17 protein-coding genes are annotated in these 16,236 nt (G+C 72.5%); 14 read left to right on the top strand and 3 right to left on the bottom strand.

The window, feature by feature from the left end; all coding sequences use genetic code 11:
• The first annotated feature begins 114 nt into the window (after window positions 1-114).
• The 4 genes from DY240_RS13855 to DY240_RS13840 all read left to right on the top strand — a co-directional run bounded on the left by DY240_RS13855 (window position 115) and on the right by DY240_RS13840 (window position 2,688).
• Window positions 115-1,140, top strand: a complete 1,026-nt coding sequence (locus DY240_RS13855; protein ID WP_119660457.1) for a LacI family DNA-binding transcriptional regulator — start codon at window positions 115-117, stop codon at window positions 1,138-1,140.
• 11 nt (window positions 1,141-1,151) lie between these two features.
• Window positions 1,152-2,111 (top strand): acetylxylan esterase, encoded by a 960-nt coding sequence (locus DY240_RS13850; protein ID WP_119660456.1) that lies wholly within the window; start codon window positions 1,152-1,154, stop codon window positions 2,109-2,111.
• Window positions 2,112-2,173: 62 nt separating this feature from the next.
• Entirely contained in the window at window positions 2,174-2,374 is a 201-nt protein-coding gene (locus DY240_RS13845; protein WP_119660455.1) for a hypothetical protein, read from the top strand.
• Window positions 2,368-2,688: a type II toxin-antitoxin system PemK/MazF family toxin gene (locus tag DY240_RS13840; protein ID WP_119660454.1), complete on the top strand. Its 321-nt coding sequence runs from the start codon at window positions 2,368-2,370 to the stop codon at window positions 2,686-2,688. The genes DY240_RS13845 and DY240_RS13840 overlap by 7 nt, the downstream gene beginning before the upstream one ends.
• Here the strand turns inward: DY240_RS13840 and DY240_RS13835 are convergent.
• A complete protein-coding gene (locus tag DY240_RS13835) occupies window positions 2,673-3,458 on the bottom strand; it encodes a YaaA family protein (RefSeq protein ID WP_119660453.1) in 786 nt (261 codons plus the stop codon). The two genes, DY240_RS13840 and DY240_RS13835, sit on opposite strands and share 16 nt — an antisense overlap.
• A 76-nt stretch (window positions 3,459-3,534) precedes the next feature.
• Here DY240_RS13835 and DY240_RS13830 point away from each other — a divergent pair, with 76 nt between their 5' ends.
• Window positions 3,535-4,863 (top strand): phytase, encoded by a 1,329-nt coding sequence (locus DY240_RS13830; RefSeq protein ID WP_119660452.1) that lies wholly within the window; start codon window positions 3,535-3,537, stop codon window positions 4,861-4,863.
• A 39-nt stretch (window positions 4,864-4,902) separates the two neighbouring features.
• On the opposite strand, the gene DY240_RS13825 is transcribed toward DY240_RS13830, so the two are convergent.
• Both DY240_RS13825 and DY240_RS13820 read right to left on the bottom strand, forming a co-directional pair.
• Window positions 4,903-5,439 (bottom strand): NUDIX domain-containing protein, encoded by a 537-nt coding sequence (locus tag DY240_RS13825; RefSeq protein ID WP_119660451.1) that lies wholly within the window; start codon window positions 5,437-5,439, stop codon window positions 4,903-4,905.
• Window positions 5,436-5,879: an SRPBCC family protein gene (locus DY240_RS13820; RefSeq protein ID WP_119660450.1), complete on the bottom strand. Its 444-nt coding sequence runs from the start codon at window positions 5,877-5,879 to the stop codon at window positions 5,436-5,438. The genes DY240_RS13825 and DY240_RS13820 overlap by 4 nt, the downstream gene beginning before the upstream one ends.
• A gap of 132 nt (window positions 5,880-6,011) precedes the next feature.
• On the opposite strand from DY240_RS13820, the gene DY240_RS13815 reads away from it, so the two are divergent.
• The 9 genes from DY240_RS13815 to DY240_RS13775 form a co-directional block, all read left to right on the top strand.
• Window positions 6,012-6,296, top strand: a complete 285-nt coding sequence (locus DY240_RS13815; RefSeq protein ID WP_119660449.1) for a DUF1905 domain-containing protein — start codon at window positions 6,012-6,014, stop codon at window positions 6,294-6,296.
• Window positions 6,297-6,495: 199 nt separating this feature from the next.
• Window positions 6,496-7,542 carry a LacI family DNA-binding transcriptional regulator gene (locus DY240_RS13810; protein ID WP_119660448.1) on the top strand — a complete coding sequence of 349 codons (1,047 nt, stop codon included), beginning with the start codon at window positions 6,496-6,498 and terminating at the stop codon, window positions 7,540-7,542.
• Between the two features lie 37 nt (window positions 7,543-7,579).
• Complete coding sequence (locus DY240_RS13805) at window positions 7,580-9,193, top strand: FAD-dependent oxidoreductase (RefSeq protein WP_119660447.1); 1,614 nt, start codon at window positions 7,580-7,582, stop codon at window positions 9,191-9,193.
• A 29-nt stretch (window positions 9,194-9,222) separates the two neighbouring features.
• Window positions 9,223-10,509 (top strand): ABC transporter substrate-binding protein, encoded by a 1,287-nt coding sequence (locus tag DY240_RS13800; protein ID WP_119660446.1) that lies wholly within the window; start codon window positions 9,223-9,225, stop codon window positions 10,507-10,509.
• A gap of 7 nt (window positions 10,510-10,516) precedes the next feature.
• Window positions 10,517-11,449 carry a carbohydrate ABC transporter permease gene (locus DY240_RS13795; RefSeq protein ID WP_119660445.1) on the top strand — a complete coding sequence of 311 codons (933 nt, stop codon included), beginning with the start codon at window positions 10,517-10,519 and terminating at the stop codon, window positions 11,447-11,449.
• A gap of 103 nt (window positions 11,450-11,552) precedes the next feature.
• Complete coding sequence (locus DY240_RS13790) at window positions 11,553-12,368, top strand: carbohydrate ABC transporter permease (protein WP_407659326.1); 816 nt, start codon at window positions 11,553-11,555, stop codon at window positions 12,366-12,368.
• Between the two features lie 35 nt (window positions 12,369-12,403).
• Entirely contained in the window at window positions 12,404-14,614 is a 2,211-nt protein-coding gene (locus tag DY240_RS13785) for a glycosyl hydrolase family 28-related protein (protein WP_119660443.1), read from the top strand.
• Between the two features lie 5 nt (window positions 14,615-14,619).
• On the top strand, window positions 14,620-15,573 hold the full coding sequence (locus tag DY240_RS13780) for a glycoside hydrolase family 26 protein (RefSeq protein ID WP_158602846.1): 954 nt from the start codon (window positions 14,620-14,622) through the stop codon (window positions 15,571-15,573).
• Between the two features lie 31 nt (window positions 15,574-15,604).
• Window positions 15,605-16,236 (top strand): MFS transporter (locus DY240_RS13775; RefSeq protein ID WP_199701470.1); only part of this gene is annotated, 632 nt, incomplete at its 3' end.

The following is a 16,236-nucleotide window of genomic DNA, read 5'->3' as shown; positions in this document are numbered from 1 at the left end:
GATGGTCATCCACCAGCGCGTTTGCAACGTGGCAAAGAATGTAGCGCAATTTTCCACGTTGCAAAAGTGGGTCTCGACGAGGATCATGGACGGCGACCGAGCGGGAGGTGGTGGATGAGCCAGGTCACCGTGAAGGACGTGGCCCGGCTGGCCGGGGTGTCGCCCCGGACGGTGTCGAACGTCGTCAACGATTACACGCACGTCAGCGACGACGTCCGGCGCCGCGTCCTGGCGGCCATCGACGAGCTGGGCTACCGGCCCAACCTCGTCGCCCGCAACCTGCGCACCGGGCGCACCGGCCTGCTCGCGCTCATCGTCCCCGAGATCGACGTGCCCTACTTCAGCGAGCTGGCCCGCGCTGTCATCGACGCCGCGTCGGCGCACGGCTACCGGGTGATGATCGACCAGACCGGCCACGACCACGAGCGCGAGCGGCAGCTGCTGACCGGCAGCGACCGCACCATGCTGTTCGACGGCATCCTGTTCAGCCCGCTCGTCACCCAGGACGAGATCGCCGACCTCGACAGCAGCACCATCCTGCCGACCATCCTGCTGGGCGAGCACACGTTCACCGGCCGGTTCGACCACATCGCCATCGACAACACCCGAGCCGCTTTCGACGCCACCACGCACCTGGCGGCGACCGGCCGCCGCCGCATCGCCGCCGTCGGCACCCAGCCGCGCGAGACGTACAGCACGCCCCGGCAGCGCACCGCCGGCTACCTGCGCGCACTGGACGAGGCCGGGCTGCCGCACGACGACGACCTCGTCGTGCCGGCCGCCCAGTACCACCGCCGCGACGGCTACGACGCGACGCGGCGGCTGCTCGCGCTGGACGCGCCGCCCGATGCGATCTTCTGCTACTCCGACCTGCTCGCGATGGGCGCGATGCGAGCGGTGCAGGACGCCGGGCGGCGCATTCCCGAGGACGTCGCGATCATCGGCATCGACGACATCGAGGAGGGCCGCTTCGCGATCCCGTCGCTGAGCACCGTCGCCCTCGACAAGGACGTCATCGCCACCCGCGCGCTCGAGCAACTGGTGCGGCGCATCGAGGAGCCGTCCCGCCCGGCCACCCAGATCGTCGTCCCGCACACGCTCATCGAGCGCGACAGCACCCGGGCACCGGCCACCGGTTAGGGTCACGAACCGTGCCCCTGCCCTACGACGCCTGGTTCGGCGCCGACGCCTTCGACGCCACCTACGGCTACGACCAAGCGGCCCTGCTGACGGTGGGCGCGCCCGCCGAACCCGCCGGCTTCGCCGAGTTCTGGACGGCGCTGTACGAGCGGGCGCTGGCGGTGGACCCCGCGCCCGCCGTCCGGCCGGCGCCCGGGCAGGCCCGCGGCTGGCACGACGTGTCCTTCACGTCGCTGGGCGGGGTGCGGCTGGGCGGCTGGCTGTGGCTGCCGCCGGACGGGGTGGAGCGCGCCGTCGTCGTCGGGCACGGATACGGCGGCCGCGAGTCGCCCGACCCGGCACTCGCGCTGCCCGGCACCGCCGTCCTGTTCGCCGGGTCGCGCGGACTGCCGGCGCGCGGGCTGGTCCCCGGCATCCCCGCGGTGTCGGCCGAGCACGTGCTGCACGGCATCGAGTCGGTGGAGACCTACGTGCACGGCGGCAACGCCGCAGACGTCTGGTGCGCGGCGTCGGCGCTGCTGGCCCTGCTGCCGGATCCGCCGGACCGGGTCGCCTACGCCGGCGGCAGCTTCGGCGGCGGCATCGGCGCGCTGGCGCTGCCGTGGGACGACCGGTTCGACCGCGGCGCCCTGACGGTGCCCAGCTTCGGCAACCACGACCTGCGGCTCACCATGCCCTGCACCGGCAGCGGCGAAGCGGTCCGCCTGCACGTTGCCCGGCATCCTGAGGCGCGCGAGGTGCTGCGGTTCTTCGACGCGGCGACGGCCGCCCGGCGGCTGCGCATCCCGATGCTCGTGGCACCGGCGCTGTGGGATCCCGCCGTCCCGCCGCCCGGCCAGTTCGCCGTCCACAACGCGATCCCGGGGCCGAAGGAGCTCGTCGTCCTCGCCGCCGGCCACGCCGAGTACCCCGACCAGCCCGCCGACGACGAACGCCTCGCCGGCGCTCTGCGGTCGTTCCTGCTCAGTTGACTCGACGGGCCGCGTTGCGCAACTGCTCGACAATTGTTGTACAGCGAGATTATCCTGACCTCATGGCAGCGACGATCGGGTTCCGGCCTACCGAGCGGGACGAACAGATCATCAGGGCAGCCATGCGCAGCGGCGAGCACAAGAGCGATGTCATCAGGCGTGCGCTACGGCTGCTGGAGCGAGAGGTGTGGGCCGAGCAGGCGCGCGCCGATGCCGAGCGGCTTCGCACCGAGGACCTCTCGGCCGAACAGGATGCGTGGTGATCCGCGGCGCGGTCTACCGGGTCGACTTCGGAGACGCCGAGCGGGGGCATGAGCAACGCGGCCGGCGCTATGCCGTGGTGATGAGCCCCAGCTCCATGCCGTGGAACGTCGTCACCGTGGTGCCGACGTCCACGAGCGCTCAGCCGGCCGTCTTCCGGCCAGAGCTGGACGTCATGGGGATCAAGACCCGGTTCTTGGTCGACCAGATCCGCACCATCGACGTCGCGTACGTCAATGGCGATCCGGTCGATTACCTGGAGCGCGACGACATGGCCGAGGTCGAGCATGCGGTCGCGCATTATCTCGGCCTCTGATGCGACAGCCCCGGGTCAGCGGGTCCGACATCGAGCACCCAGGGGGCGCGGTCACGGTCCGGCGGGTGCAGCTCGACGTCGAAGGCGGCGCCGACCACGGCGGCCAGCGCGCGTACGTTGCGGGGCACGGCCGGCTCGGTGCAGAGCAGCCGCGCGACCCGGCCGCGGGTGGCCTTGGCACCGTGCGGCGAGCCGGGCACCCGCAGCACCACCCAGCGCTCGGCCAGCTCCGGACCGGGCCGCCACAGCGACGCGTAGCTGCTGGACCGCAGGTCGACGACGACGCCGCGGCCGGCCGCCTCCGTCAGCACCGGGCCGAGCCACGGCCGCCAGTAGACCTCCACCTCGGGCATGCCGCCGAGGCCGTCGAGGTGCGCGCAGATCGGCAGCCGGTAGGCCGGCACCCTGTCGCCCAGGCGTACCGCCCCGAACAGCGACGACACGATGACGACGCGGCGCCCGGCCCGCCGCGCCGACGCCGCGTCGAGCGTCGCCGGGTCGAACGCGTGGTAGAGCACGCCCTGGTACAGCCGCCCCGCCGCGACCGTGGGCGCCGTCCGTACGTCGACGTTGCGGGCGACCGCCGCGACCGCGCCGGCCGGCGCCCCCAGCCGGCGGACGGCGTCGGGTCGCGCGCTGGTGGCGACCATGCCGTCGAGCACCGCGGATCGCGCCTCGGTCAGCTCGGGGAACGAGAGCCGCGCGAGATCGAGGGCGCGGCCACGAGCCGGCCGGGCCTGCGTCTCCGACGGAGGCAGCACGATCAGCACGAGTACAGAGTAGGTTCGCCGACCGTTCGCCCGCCGGCCACGCGGCCGGCAAGCTTGCGGGAGCAGGCTCCCGGTCATGCGCCGAACCGCCGCCCTCGCCGTCGCCGTCCCGCTCGCCCTCATGCTCGCGCTGCCGGCCGGCGGCGCGCCGAGGGTCACCCCGCCCGCCGTGGTCACCACGGACAACGAGACGCCGGTGCTGTACGACGACGATGAGGGCGGCAACGCGTCCGGCGACGACCCGGCCATCTGGGTGCACCCGGAGCAGTCCGGCCGGTCGATCGTCATCGTGACGGCGAAGGAAGGCGGGCTGCGCGTCTACGACCTGGACTCGCGTGAGCTGCAGTCGCTGCCGGCCACCCCGGCGCCGCGCGCCGACGGCGTGGACGGGCGGTACAACAACGTCGACATCGCGTACGGCATCCGCCTGGGCGGCCGGACCGCCGACGTCGCCGTGGTGTCCGACCGGTACAACGACCAGCTGCGGTTCTTCGCCATCGACCCGGCCGGCTCGCGGGCCGCGGCACCGCTGCGCGAGATCACCGCGCCGGAGCAGGAGTTCCTCTTCAGCCCGGACCGCGAGACGGTCGAGAACGAGCAGACCGCGTACGGCGTCGCCGTCTGGCAGCCCAGCCGCGCCGACGCCTACGCCGTCGTGACCCAGGAGGGTGCGACGACGATCGCGACGGCGCGGCTGACCGCCCGCCGCGACGGCACCGTCGCCTATACCGACGTCGAGCACCTGGAGCTGCCGGACCGCTTCCCGCTCCCCGACGGCAGCACCTGGGTGCCGTGCGAGGAGCCCGGCGTCGGGCCGCAGCTCGAGGGCGTCGCCGTCGACCAGCGCACCGACGTGCTGTACGCGACCCAGGAGGACGTCGGCCTGTGGCGGATCCCGCTCCCGCTGGGCAGCGGCGAGCCGCGGCTGATCGACACGGTCGCCGACTTCGGCGTGCACGACGCGTACGACGAGGAGACTGAGGAGTGCGTGCCGGTCGACCCGGACCAGCCGGGGCTCGGCGGGCCGAACCTGGTCGCCGACGCCGAGGGGGTCGACGTCTACTACGGGCGCGGCCGGGCCGGCTACGTGATCGTCTCCAGCCAGGGCGACGACCGGTTCGCCGTCTACTCGACGACGGGCCGCAACCGGCCGCTCGGCACGTTCCGCGTCGCGGGTGACGGCATCGACGACGTCAACGGCTCCGACGGCCTGGCGGTCACCCACCGCGTCGTCGGCGACTACCGCGAGGGCCTGCTGGTCACCCACGACGAGCCCGAGACCGGTCCGGGCGCCGACCCGGAGCGCGACGCGACCAACTTCTCCTACGTCGACTGGGGCCGGGTCGCCGACGCGCTCGGCCTGCGGGTCAGCACGCGCCCCGGCAACGATCCGCGGCTGCGCTGACGGCTGGGAGCAGCGCACCCGAGCGCCGGCCGCCGCTGGTCAGCCGCCGCGGACCGGGCGGCCGAACTCCGCGTAGAGCGTCTCACCGAGCTCCACGGCGACCTCCGCGGCCGCCAGCCGGCGGGCCATCGACGGACGGAGCCGGTCGCTCGCCACCGCCAGCGGGAGGAACGCGACGCCGCGGAGCTCGACCGGGTCGGGGGTGATCCGGGCGACCGTCGCGGCGTCCAGCACGCCGCCGTCGAACACGAAGACGATCCGGTCGTGCCACGGGCCGCTGACCGGGATCCAGTCGACCACCAGGGCACGGCCGATCGGGAGGTCCAGACCGAGCTCCTCGCGGACCTCGCGGCGGCAGGTGGTCAGCGGCGACTCGTCGGGCTCGGAGTTGCCGCCGGGGATCTCCAGCGTCGGCTTGTAGGCCGGCTCGACGAACAGGATCAGGCCGGACTCGTCCCGGATCAGCGCTCCGCCGGCGACGGTCTTGCGGGGCAGCCGCGCCGCGATGCCGGCATGGAACTCGCGCTCCGGTTCGCCCTCGGCGCGCACGTCCTCGTCGTGACGGGCGCCGGTCATCGACGTCCGGATTCCAGGATCTGCTTGAGCCGGGCGAGGTCCTTCTCGTTCGCGCGCCGGATCGCCGCCGCCATCACAGGCGCGGCGACCTTGGCGAACCCGGCCGGTTCACCGCGGTTGCGCAGCGTCATGCGGGTTCCGCCGTCACCCGCCGGCTCCCAGGTGTAGGTCGTCTCCATGGGGAACGGACCCTGCGCCGTCCGCATGACCAGCCGCTCATGCCCGGACTCGGCCACCTCGTAGGTGTAGGCGAGCCGGCGGCCGAGGAACCGGGCGACGAAGTCCAGACGCGATCCCACGCCGACCGGCGGCGGCGTCCGCCACTGCACCGACTCGATGTTCGCGTACCACTCGGGCGCGTTCGACGGGTCGCCGGCATAGGCGGCGACCTCGTCCGGAGGCCGGGCGATGACGACCTCGGTCACGACGTCGACGGCCATACCGCCAGTATCGCCCCGCCCCGGCCACCGGAGCTGTTGATCTTGGAGTTGTTCGGCAATCGTGGCCCGAGATGTCCGATAGATGGCCGAAGAACTCCAAGATCAACGGGAGTGGGGGGGCAGACTGCGTTCATGGTGGCGTTCACCGGACGTGTACGCCGCTGGCGCGAGGACAAGCCCGGCGGCATGGCGGTCGTCGACGTCCCGGCGGACCTCGTCGCGGAGCTCGGCGGACGCCGCCAGTACCGCGTGACCGGCACCATCGAGGACGCGCCGTTCACCGGCAGCACGATGCTCGTCGCCGGCGGCGGATTGTGCGTGGGCGTCAGCAAGGCGGCACTGGAGGCCGCCGGAGCCGCCGCCGGAGCCGCCGTCGGCGACGAGGTCGGACTCGACATCGCCCCGGCCGCCGGCTGACCCTCCGGTCAAGCCGGTAATTCGCATAACTGATTCGCCGCCTGACCAGCGCGAGCACCGCGGTGCGCCCGAAATCTCCTCGTCACACCCTTGACATCGTTCGGCATCACCCGCCAGGATCGCCCCCAATCCCCGGCTTCGAGCCGACGGACCACAGTCATCAAGTTATGCGCATAACGGCACCACCGGAGGAGGGCACATGCCGGCCAAGCGAGCGACCCAGGCCGACGTCGCGCGGATGGCGGGCGTCAGTCAGGCGACCGTCTCGCTCGTGCTCAACGCCGAGCCCGACCGCGTCGGCCCGGAGACCCGGCAGCGGGTGCTCGACGCCATCAGCAAGACCGGCTACTCCGCCAACCCGCTGGCGCAGCGGCTGGCCCGCGGCCGCAACCAGATCATCGGCGTGTTCACCTACGAGCCGGTGTTCCCGCAGGGCAACGGCGACTTCTACCACCCGTTCCTGGTCGGCATCGAGCGCGAGGCCGAGCGCTGGGGCAGCGACCTGCTGCTGTTCACCAGCGCGCCGGTCGAGAACGGCCGGCGCCGGCTGTCCGGCAAGGCACGCGCCCACCTGGGCGTCACCGACGGCTGCGTGCTGCTCGGCCGGGCCGAGGACAAGCAGGAGCTGGTGCACCTCATCGACGACGGCTTCCCGTTCGTGTTCGTCGGACGGCGCGAGCTGCCGGGCGAGGCCGACCTGCCCTACGTCGGCGCCGACTACGTCCAGGCGACAAACGACGTCGTCGGGCTGTTCCTGGAGCGGGGCCACGAGCGGATCGGGTTCGTCGGCGAGCTGAGCGACCGCGAGTCGATCATCGACCGCCTCACCGGCTACCGGACGGCGATGCGCGCGGCCGGGCTGCGGCCGACGTCGTTCGACCCCGCGGAGCTGACCCCGGACGAGATCGTCGACGTCGTCGTCGAGAACCACCTGACCGGACTGGTGCTGGCCGAGGCGTACCGCGCCGGCAGCATCCGCGCGGCCGCGGCGGCCCGCGGCCTGGACGTGCCGGCCGACCTCTCGATCGCCGTCCTCGGCCAGCCCGACGTTCCCGTCGAGACCGGCGCCGACGACACCGGCATCGCGTGGAGCGGCTTCCGCATCCCCCGCGAGGAGATGGGCGAGCAGGCGCTGGCGCTGCTCGTCCAGCTGATCGAGGACCCGTCCGGCACCACCGACCGGCACCGGCTGCTCCCCTGCGTGGTGGAGCCCGGCCGGACGGTGTCCGCTCCCCGTCCGCGCTGAGCGCGCCGGCCATCCGCAGCAACCCAGAAGGAGACGAGTGAACGAGCTTCGGACCGAGATCCTGGTGGTCGGCGGCGGCCTCGGCGGCGTCGCGGCCACCCTGGCGGCGCTGCGCCGCGGGCGCCGCGTGGTGCTGACCGAGGAGTACCCCTGGCTCGGCGGCCAGCTCACCTCGCAGGCGGTCCCGCCGGACGAGCACCCGTGGATCGAGGAGTTCGGCGCGACGCGCACCTATCGCGCCTTGCGCGACGGCATCCGCGCCCACTACCGGCGCACCTACCCGCTGACCGACGCGGCCCGCGAACACCCCGCGCTGAACCCGGGCGCCGGCTGGGTGAGCAAGCTGTGCCACGAGCCGCGGGTCGCCGTCGCCGTCATCGACGAGCTGCTGGCGCCGTGGCGCTCGGCCGGCCGGCTCACCGTCCTGCAACCCGCCCGCCCCGTCAGTGCCGACGTCGACGGCGACCTCGTGCGCGCCGTGACGGTCCAGCACCTCGACACGGGAAGCGCGACGACGATCCACGCCGACTACGTCCTGGACGCCACCGAGACCGGCGACCTGCTGCCGCTCACCGGCACCGAGTACGTCACCGGGTTCGAGTCGCGGGCCGAGACCGGCGAGCCGAGCGCCCCCGACACCGCACAGCCGGACAACCAGCAGGCGATCAGCTACTGCTTCGCGCTGGACCACGTCGACGGCGACCACACCATCGACCGGCCGGCCCGCTACGACCACTGGCGCGCGGTGGAACCCGCGTTCTGGGGATCGCCGCTGCTCAGCTTCTCCGCGCCCGACCCGCGGACGCTGCTGCCCAAGCCGCGCGTGTTCGACCCCAATCCCGGCGACGACGCGCTGGCCGTCGACGCCGACCAGAGCCGCGCCCAGGGCGACGACAACCTGTGGACGTTCCGCCGCATCGCCGCCCGCGACCTGTTCGCACCCGGCCACTACGCCAGCGACATCACGCTGGTGAACTGGCCGAACATCGACTACTTCGAGGCGCCGGTCATCGACGTCGACGAGGCCACGCGGCGGCGACGGCTCGACGACGCCAAGCAGCTCAGCCTCTCGATGCTCTACTGGATGCAGACCGAGGCGCCGCGCCCGGACGGCGGCACCGGCTGGCCCGGCCTGCGGCTGCGGGCCGACGTCGTCGGGACCGCCGACGGGCTCGCGCAGGCGCCGTACGTCCGCGAGGGCCGGCGCATCCGAGCCGTCACCACCGTCGTCGAGCACGACCTGTCGCAGGCGGTCCGCGGCGCACACGGCGCCCGGCGCTACCCCGACAGCGTCGGCATCGGCATGTACCGCATCGACCTGCACCCGTCCACCGGTGGCGACAACTACCTGGACGTCGCCGCCGAGCCGTTCGAGATCCCACTCGGCGCACTGCTGCCGCAGCGGATGCGCAACCTGCTCCCCGCCGGCAAGAACATCGGCACCACGCACATCACCAACGGCTGCTACCGGCTGCACCCCGTCGAGTGGAACATCGGCGAGGCCGCCGGTCACCTGGCCGCGAGCTGCCTCGACGACGACCGGCAGCCGCACGAGATCCAGGCCAAGCAGCCCCTGCTCGAGGACTTCCAGACACTGCTGAGCCGCGACGGCGTCGAACTGCGCTGGCCGGCCGGCGTGTCCGGCTACTGACCCGCGTGACCTGCGTCCAAGGAGGGACGATGAAGCACCGCAACCTGTGGGGCGTCGCCGGCATCACCGCCGTCGCCCTGACCCTGACCGCCTGCGGAGGCGGCGACGGCGGCGACTCGACGTCGGACGGCCCCGCCGCGCTGCGGATGACCGTCTGGACGTCCGACGAAGCGCAGCTGGCGCTGTTCCAGGAGATCGCCGACGCCTACGTCGCCGAGCACTCCGACACCGTCTCCGAGATCAGCTTCGAGACACTGCCGTTCGAGGAGTACACCACCGGCATCACCACGCAGATCGCCGGCGGCAACCCGCCGGACCTCGCGTGGATCTTCGAGTCCTCGGCACCGGAGTTCGTCGCCAGCGGCGCGCTGCTGGACCTGCGTCCGGTGCTGGAGGAGACCGACGGCTACGACGTCGACGACCTCGAGCCCGACGCGCTGCGGCTGTGGGAGAACGACGGCGGCCTGTACGCCTACCCGTTCTCGAACAGCCCGTTCGGCGTCTTCGTCAACACCGACCAGCTGACGGCGGCCGGCCAGCCGCTGCCCGCGGACCTCATCGCGTCCGGCGACTGGACGTGGGACCGCGCGGCGCAGATCGCGGCGGCGACCGCGCAGACCAGCGGCAAGGCCGGGCTCGTGGTCCGCGACTTCGAGTTCTCCGTGTGGGAGTACCTCGCGACGATCTGGGCGAGCTTCGGCGCGCAGCCATGGTCGGAGGACGGGTCCACCTGCGAGTTCACCGCACCGGAGATGATCGACGCGCTGACCTGGATCCACGACCAGATCTTCACCACCGGCGCGATGCCCGGCCCGGGCACGACGGCGGACTTCTTCGCCGGCGACGCCGCGATGACGGTGACGCAGATCAGCCGCGCGTCGGCGCTGGACGACAGCTTCGGCTGGGACCTCGTGCCGCTGCCCGACGGCCCGCAGGGCCACGTCAACGTCATCGGCCAGGCCGGCATCGGGGTCTTCGCCGACGGCCCGAACGCCGAGGCCGCCGCGGACTTCCTGGCGTACTTCACCAACCCGGAGAACGCCGAGCGCCTGGCCGCGTACTTCCCGCCGCCGCGCACGTCGCTGCTCACCGCCGACACGCTGCAGGCGGCCAACGCCAAGCTCAGCGCGGAGCAGCTGCAGGCCGTGGTCGTCGACGGGATCCGCGGCGCGGTGACCAAGCCGGCGCACGCCAACTTCGCCCAGCTGCAGCAGGCGATCCGGGCCGAGCTGGACGCGCTGTGGACGGCGGACGCCGACGTGAGCGCCGTCGCCGAGTCGGTCTGCGCGGCCGCCGAGCCGCTGCTGGCGGGTTGAGGTCACCATGGCGACGGCGACCCTCGGCCCACCCGGGCCACCGACCCGGACGCGACGGCGCGGGCTGAACCGGCGCGAGGACACCCTCACCGGGTTCGCGTTCGTCCTGCCCCAGCTCGTCGGCAGCCTGCTGTTCGTGATCGGGCCGCTGGTCGCCGTCGTCTGGTACAGCCTGCACGACTGGAACGTGCTGGCGAACAGCTTCACCTACTCGGGCACGGACAACTACGAGCGGCTGGCGTCGGACCCGGGCTTCCACGACGCACTGCGCGCCAGCGGGATCTTCTCCGCCGGCTTGGTGCTGCTCAACGTGAGCTTGGCGCTCGCGCTGGCCGTCATGCTCAACCAGCGGCTGCCGGGCACGGCGACGTTCCGGGCGTTCTTCTTCTCCCCGGTCGTGGTGTCGCTGGTCGCGTGGACCATCGTGTGGGGGTTCCTGCTGCAGGCCGACGGCGGCATCAACGGGTTCCTGTCGCAGCTGGGCGTCGACGGGCCCAACTGGCTGCGCGAGGGTCCGACGGCGATGCTCTCGGTGATCGTCGTCCAGGTGTTCAAGAACGTCGGCCTCAACATGGTGCTGTTCCTGGCCGCGTTGCAGGGTGTGCCGAAGGAGGTGCGCGAGGCCGCGACCATGGACGGCGCGTCGCCCTGGCGGTCGTTCTGGTCGGTGACCGTGCCGCTGATCAGCGGGACCATCCTGCTGGTGTCGATCCTGACGGTGGTCGGCTCGCTGCAGGTGTTCGCGCAGATCGCCGTGCTGACGCAGGGCGGGCCGGGCACGTCGACCACGGTGATCGTCTACTACCTCTACCAGCAGGCCTTCCAGTTCCAGGAGTTCGGCTACGCCAGCGCCGTGTCGGTGGTGCTGTTCGTGATCGTCGCGATCCTGACGTTCGTCCAGTGGCAGACGCGGAGGCGGTGGGTGTTCCATGAGGTCTGACGTCGTCGATGCCCCGGTGTCGGCCACGGCCGGTGGGCCGGGGGTGCCGGGGTCCGCGGCACCGGAGCCGCCGCCGCGGCGCCGCCGCCGGGTCCGTCCGGCCATGGTGGCGATCTTCCTCCTGCTGTGCGTGCTGGCCGTGCCGTTCGTCTTCCCGACCTGGTGGATGGTGACGGCGAGCTTCAAGCCGATGAGCGAGATCCTGCGGATCCCGCCCACGCTGTGGCCGTCGTCGCCGACCACCGAGGCGTACGGGCAGGTGTTCGACCTGCAGCCGTTCGCGCAGCAGTACTGGAACAGCATGTACATCGCGGCGCTGGTCACCGTGGGCACCATCGCGGTGTCGTCGATGGCCGGGTACGCGTTCGCCCGCATCCGCTTCCCCGGGGCGAACCTGCTGTTCGGAGTGGTGCTGATCGGGCTGCTGGTGCCGGCCGAGGTCACCATCGTGCCGCTGTTCCGGCTGGTCAACTGGGCCGGGCTGATCGACACCCACTGGCCGCTGATCGTCATCCCGATCGTCGGGGCGCCCAGCGTGCTGGCGACGTTCATCATGCGGCAGTTCTTCCTGACCTTGCCCGCCGAGCTGGAGGAGGCCGCCCGCATGGACGGCCTCAGCCGGGCCGGCATCTTCCGCCGCATCGCGTTCCCGCTGGCCCGCCCGGCCGTGGCGGCGGTCGCGATCTTCACCTTCCTGCACTCGTGGAACCTGTTCCTCGAGCCGCTGGTGTTCCTGTCCAGCCGCGAGAACTTCACCCTGCCGCTCGCGCTGACGCAGTACGTCGACGCCTACGGCGGGCCGATGTGGAACGTCCAGCTGGCCGCCACCACGCTCACGGTGCTGCCGGTGCTCGCGGTGTTCCTGCTGGCCCAGCGGCAGTTCGTCGAGGGCCTGGCCAACACCGGCCTCAAGGGCTGACCCGCGTTTCCCCTTCCTGCGAGAGGAGTTCGTCGATGTCGCCGAACCACGTCCCAGCACTGTCCCGCCGCTCGCTGCTGGCGATCGGCGCCGGTCTGGCGGCCGCACCCTTCCTTCCGTCGACGACGGCGTCGGCCGCCGGCTGGTCATCCGCCGGGACCGACCCGACGGCGTTCGGCTCCACCATCACCGGGCTGCCGGGCGACCCGACCGCCGTCGTGCTCGGTTCCCCCGGGTTCGCCGTGCACGGCGACGGCGTCGGCGACGACACCGCCGCCGTCCAGGCCGCCGTCGACGAGGCGTCGCGCCGGGGCATCGCCAACAAGCTCGGCGACATCCTCGGCGGCGCCCGCGACTTCCCGCACGGCGACGGGGGCGGCGTGGTCCTGGTGCCGGAGGGGACGTACCGGCTGTCGGCGCCGATCAACGTGTGGGACTCGGTGCGGATCGTCGGCTACGGCACGAGCCGGCCGGTGTTCGTGCTCGGCGCGTCGACGCCCGGCTACGCCACCGGCACACCGCGCGACGTGTTCTCGTTCCGGCGGCGGCCGGTCGGCGGGCCGGTCACGTACGCCAACAACGACACGTTCGGGTCCGGCCTGGTGAACCTCGACATCCGCATCGAGCCCGGCAATCCCGACACGTTTGCCGTCCGGTTCGCCGGCGCGCAGCTGTGCATCCTGCAGGACCTCGACATCCACGTCGGCGAGGGCCACACCGGCATCGACCACAACGCCAACCTCATCCAGCGGGTCCGGGTGTTCGGCGGCGAGATCGGCTTCCACGCCTACGCCGCGTCGGCCGGCTGGCAGACCACGCTGCTGGACTGCCGGTTCGAGGGCCAGCGGCGCATGAGCGTGCGGCTGTTCAACGACGCCAAGCTGGTGGTGGTGCGGACGGTGTTCGCCGGCGCGCCGCGGGCCATCGAGTCCGCCGTCGACCAGTGGCAGCACCTCTACCTGCAGGACTCGCACTTCCAGGACATCGGCGACGTCGCCGTCGTGCTCAACGAGAGCTCGTCCATCCCCGGCGCGGAGAACGAGCTGATCCGCGGCAGCAACCAGCTGACCGTGCTGAACTGCACGGCCGCCGGGACCCGCGACCTGCTGCTGCTCGCGCAGACCGGGTCGCGGACGCGGGCGCGGAGCACGCCGGCCCGGATCAAGGAGCTCACCTACGGGCTGCGGGTCGAGCGGGCGCTGACCGACCAGGAGCGCCGCCGCGACGGGGTGTACGCCGACGTCGTCGGGACGGCCGGGACGGCCTGGACCCAGCGGATCCTGCGCACCGACGTGCCCGACCTGCCGCCGGTGTCGTCGTGGGTGAACGTGGCGGACGTGGCCGCGTCGCTCGGGCGGACCATCGGCGCCGGCGCCGACGACCTCGAGGTGTTCCAGGCCGCGGTCGACCGGTACGACACCGTCTACGTGCCGATCGGGCAGTACCTGCTCGGCGACACGCTGCGGCTGCGGCGGACGTCGAACCTCATCGGCCTGCACCCCCGGCAGACCTGGCTGCGCGCCGTCGACGGGCACCCGAACTTCTCCGACCCGGACGCGCCCCGGGCACTGGTCGAGACGCCGCGTGGCGGCCGGAACATCGTGGTCGGCCTGGGCCTGGACACGGCCGAGCAGACGCCGGGCGCGGCGAACGTGCTGTGGCAGTCCGCCGACGGGTCGTACCTGGCCGACATCACGACGCAGTTCATCAAGTGGCATCCCGAGGACGTGACGTCCGGCGACCCGGGCTACACCTACCGCGGCCGGCACAAGTACAACGTGTGGGTGCGCGGCGGTGGCGGGACGATCGCCAACGTGTGGGCCGCGGCCGGCTGGTCCGACAACGGCCTGTTCGTCGAGCGCACCGACGAGCCGGCGCGGGTCTACGAGGTCTCCGTCGAGCACCACGAGACGCGCGAGGTCGTGTTGCGCGGCGTCTCCGGCTGGCAGTTCCTGGGGCTACAGACCGAGGACCACATCTACGGCTGGCGCTCGCAGGCCGTCGAGATCGTGTCCAGCTCGGACCTCCTGTTCGCCAACTCGGTGTTCTTCAGGGTCGCGACGGTGCTCGGGCCGTACCCGTACGCCGTCAGCGTCCAGGACTCCGAGCGCATCCAGCTGCGCGGCAACCGCGGCTACCGCGACAAGACCCCCGAGTTCACGCAGTGGGGCGCGGGCGTCATCGACCACGACACCGGGCGCATCGTGCCGGAGATCGAGTTCGCGTTCGTCGAGATCGCGGGGTGACGGCCATGGCCATGGAGCGGCGCGACTTCCTGAAGCTGGCCGCCGGCGCCGCCGTCGCGACGGGGCTCGGTTCCGGCGTGGGCCGGGCGGCCGTCCCGCGGGACCGGAGCGAGCTGATCCCGGCGGCCGGCGCGCACTTCGGCGCCTACGTGTACGCGGGCAACGACGCCGGCGTCTCGCAGCCGGAGGCGCTGGAGACGAAGATCGGCCACCGGCTGGGCATCAACCACTGCTTCCACCACTACGGCACGCCGCCGCACACGACCCGCTGGCAGAACGACATCGCCGCCGGCCGGATCCCGATGATCTCGTGGAGCGCCGGCCCGGAGTCGCGGCTGCAGCAGATCGTCGACGGTGGCCACGACAAGGAGATCGAGGACCAGGCCGCGCTGCTGGCATCGCTGGGTGCGCCGCTGTTCCTGCGGTTCACCTGGGAGTTCGACCTGCGCTACACGAACACCGCGCTCTTTCGCCGGGTCTGGCAGTACGTGCACGCGAAGTTCGCCGGCGCGCCGAACGTCGCGTTCGTGTGGTGCCCGACGTGGCGGGCCTACCGCGAGACGTTCAAGGCCGACGGCTTCTACCCCGGCGACGCGTACGTCGACTGGATCGCCGCCGACGGATATGCCCGCCCGCACGCCGACCCGGCCTACCACTACCGCGCGTTCGACCTGATGTTCGACGCCGCGCACGCGTTCGCCGTCGACCACGGCAAGCCGTTCATGGTGGGCGAGACCGGCGTGCACCGCGCGTCGGTGGATCCGGTGCAGGCCGACTGGCTGACCACGACGCGGTCGGTGGTGAAGAGCTCGTACCCGCGGCTCAAGGCGTTCGTCTACTTCCACCGCGACGGCGACGCCCCCGACGGCGACGACTGGCGGGTCACCGTCCCCGACGGCGGCCCGGCCCAGCAGGCCTTCGCCGCCTACGCGCACGACCCGTACTTCGATCCGTCCTAGCGGTCGCTCGCTAGATTGCTAGCATGCTCGCATGAGCATGCGTATCGCCGACCCGCGGCGAGCCGGTGACCGCCGGCTCGCCGTGGGCATCGTCGCGCTCGAGTTCGCCGCCGCGGTCAGCACGTTCGTCGCGTCGACGCTGCTGCCGATCGTGGCCGCCGACCTCGGTGCCCACGACCGGCTCGCGCTGCTCATCGCGGGCGGCATGCTCGGCCTGTTCGTCGCGATGCCGCTGGCCGGGACGGTGCTGCGCCGTCTGGGTGCCGGGCGGACGCTGGCGGCCGGGACGGTGTTCTACGTCGGCGGACTGGTCGTCGCCGCGACGGCGCGGGAGGCGTGGGTGTTCGCGCTCGGCCAGTTCACCGCCGGCGCGGCGGGCGGGCTGCTCGCGGTCTTCGGCATCAGCGCGGCGATCCGCCGGCTGAGCCCGCGGCTGCGTCTCAAGGTGGTCGCGGCGTCGTCGGCGATGTGGATCCTGCCGGCGATGGTCGGGCCGGCCGCGACGCTCGCGCTCGAGCACGTCGCCGGCTGGCGGTGGGCACTGCTGGCGCCGGTGCCGGTGGTGCTGGCCGGCCGGTTCCTGGTGGTGAGCGCGGTCCGCGGCGACGCGTCGGCCGGCGGCGACGAGCAGCGCCTGCGTCCGGCCGGGCTGCTGGTCCCGGC

The organism is Jiangella rhizosphaerae (assembly GCF_003579925.1).
Lineage (GTDB): Bacteria > Actinomycetota > Actinomycetes > Jiangellales > Jiangellaceae > Jiangella > Jiangella rhizosphaerae.
The sequence above is the reverse complement of the archived record's forward strand: the minus strand, read 5'-3'. Positions and strand labels throughout refer to the sequence as shown.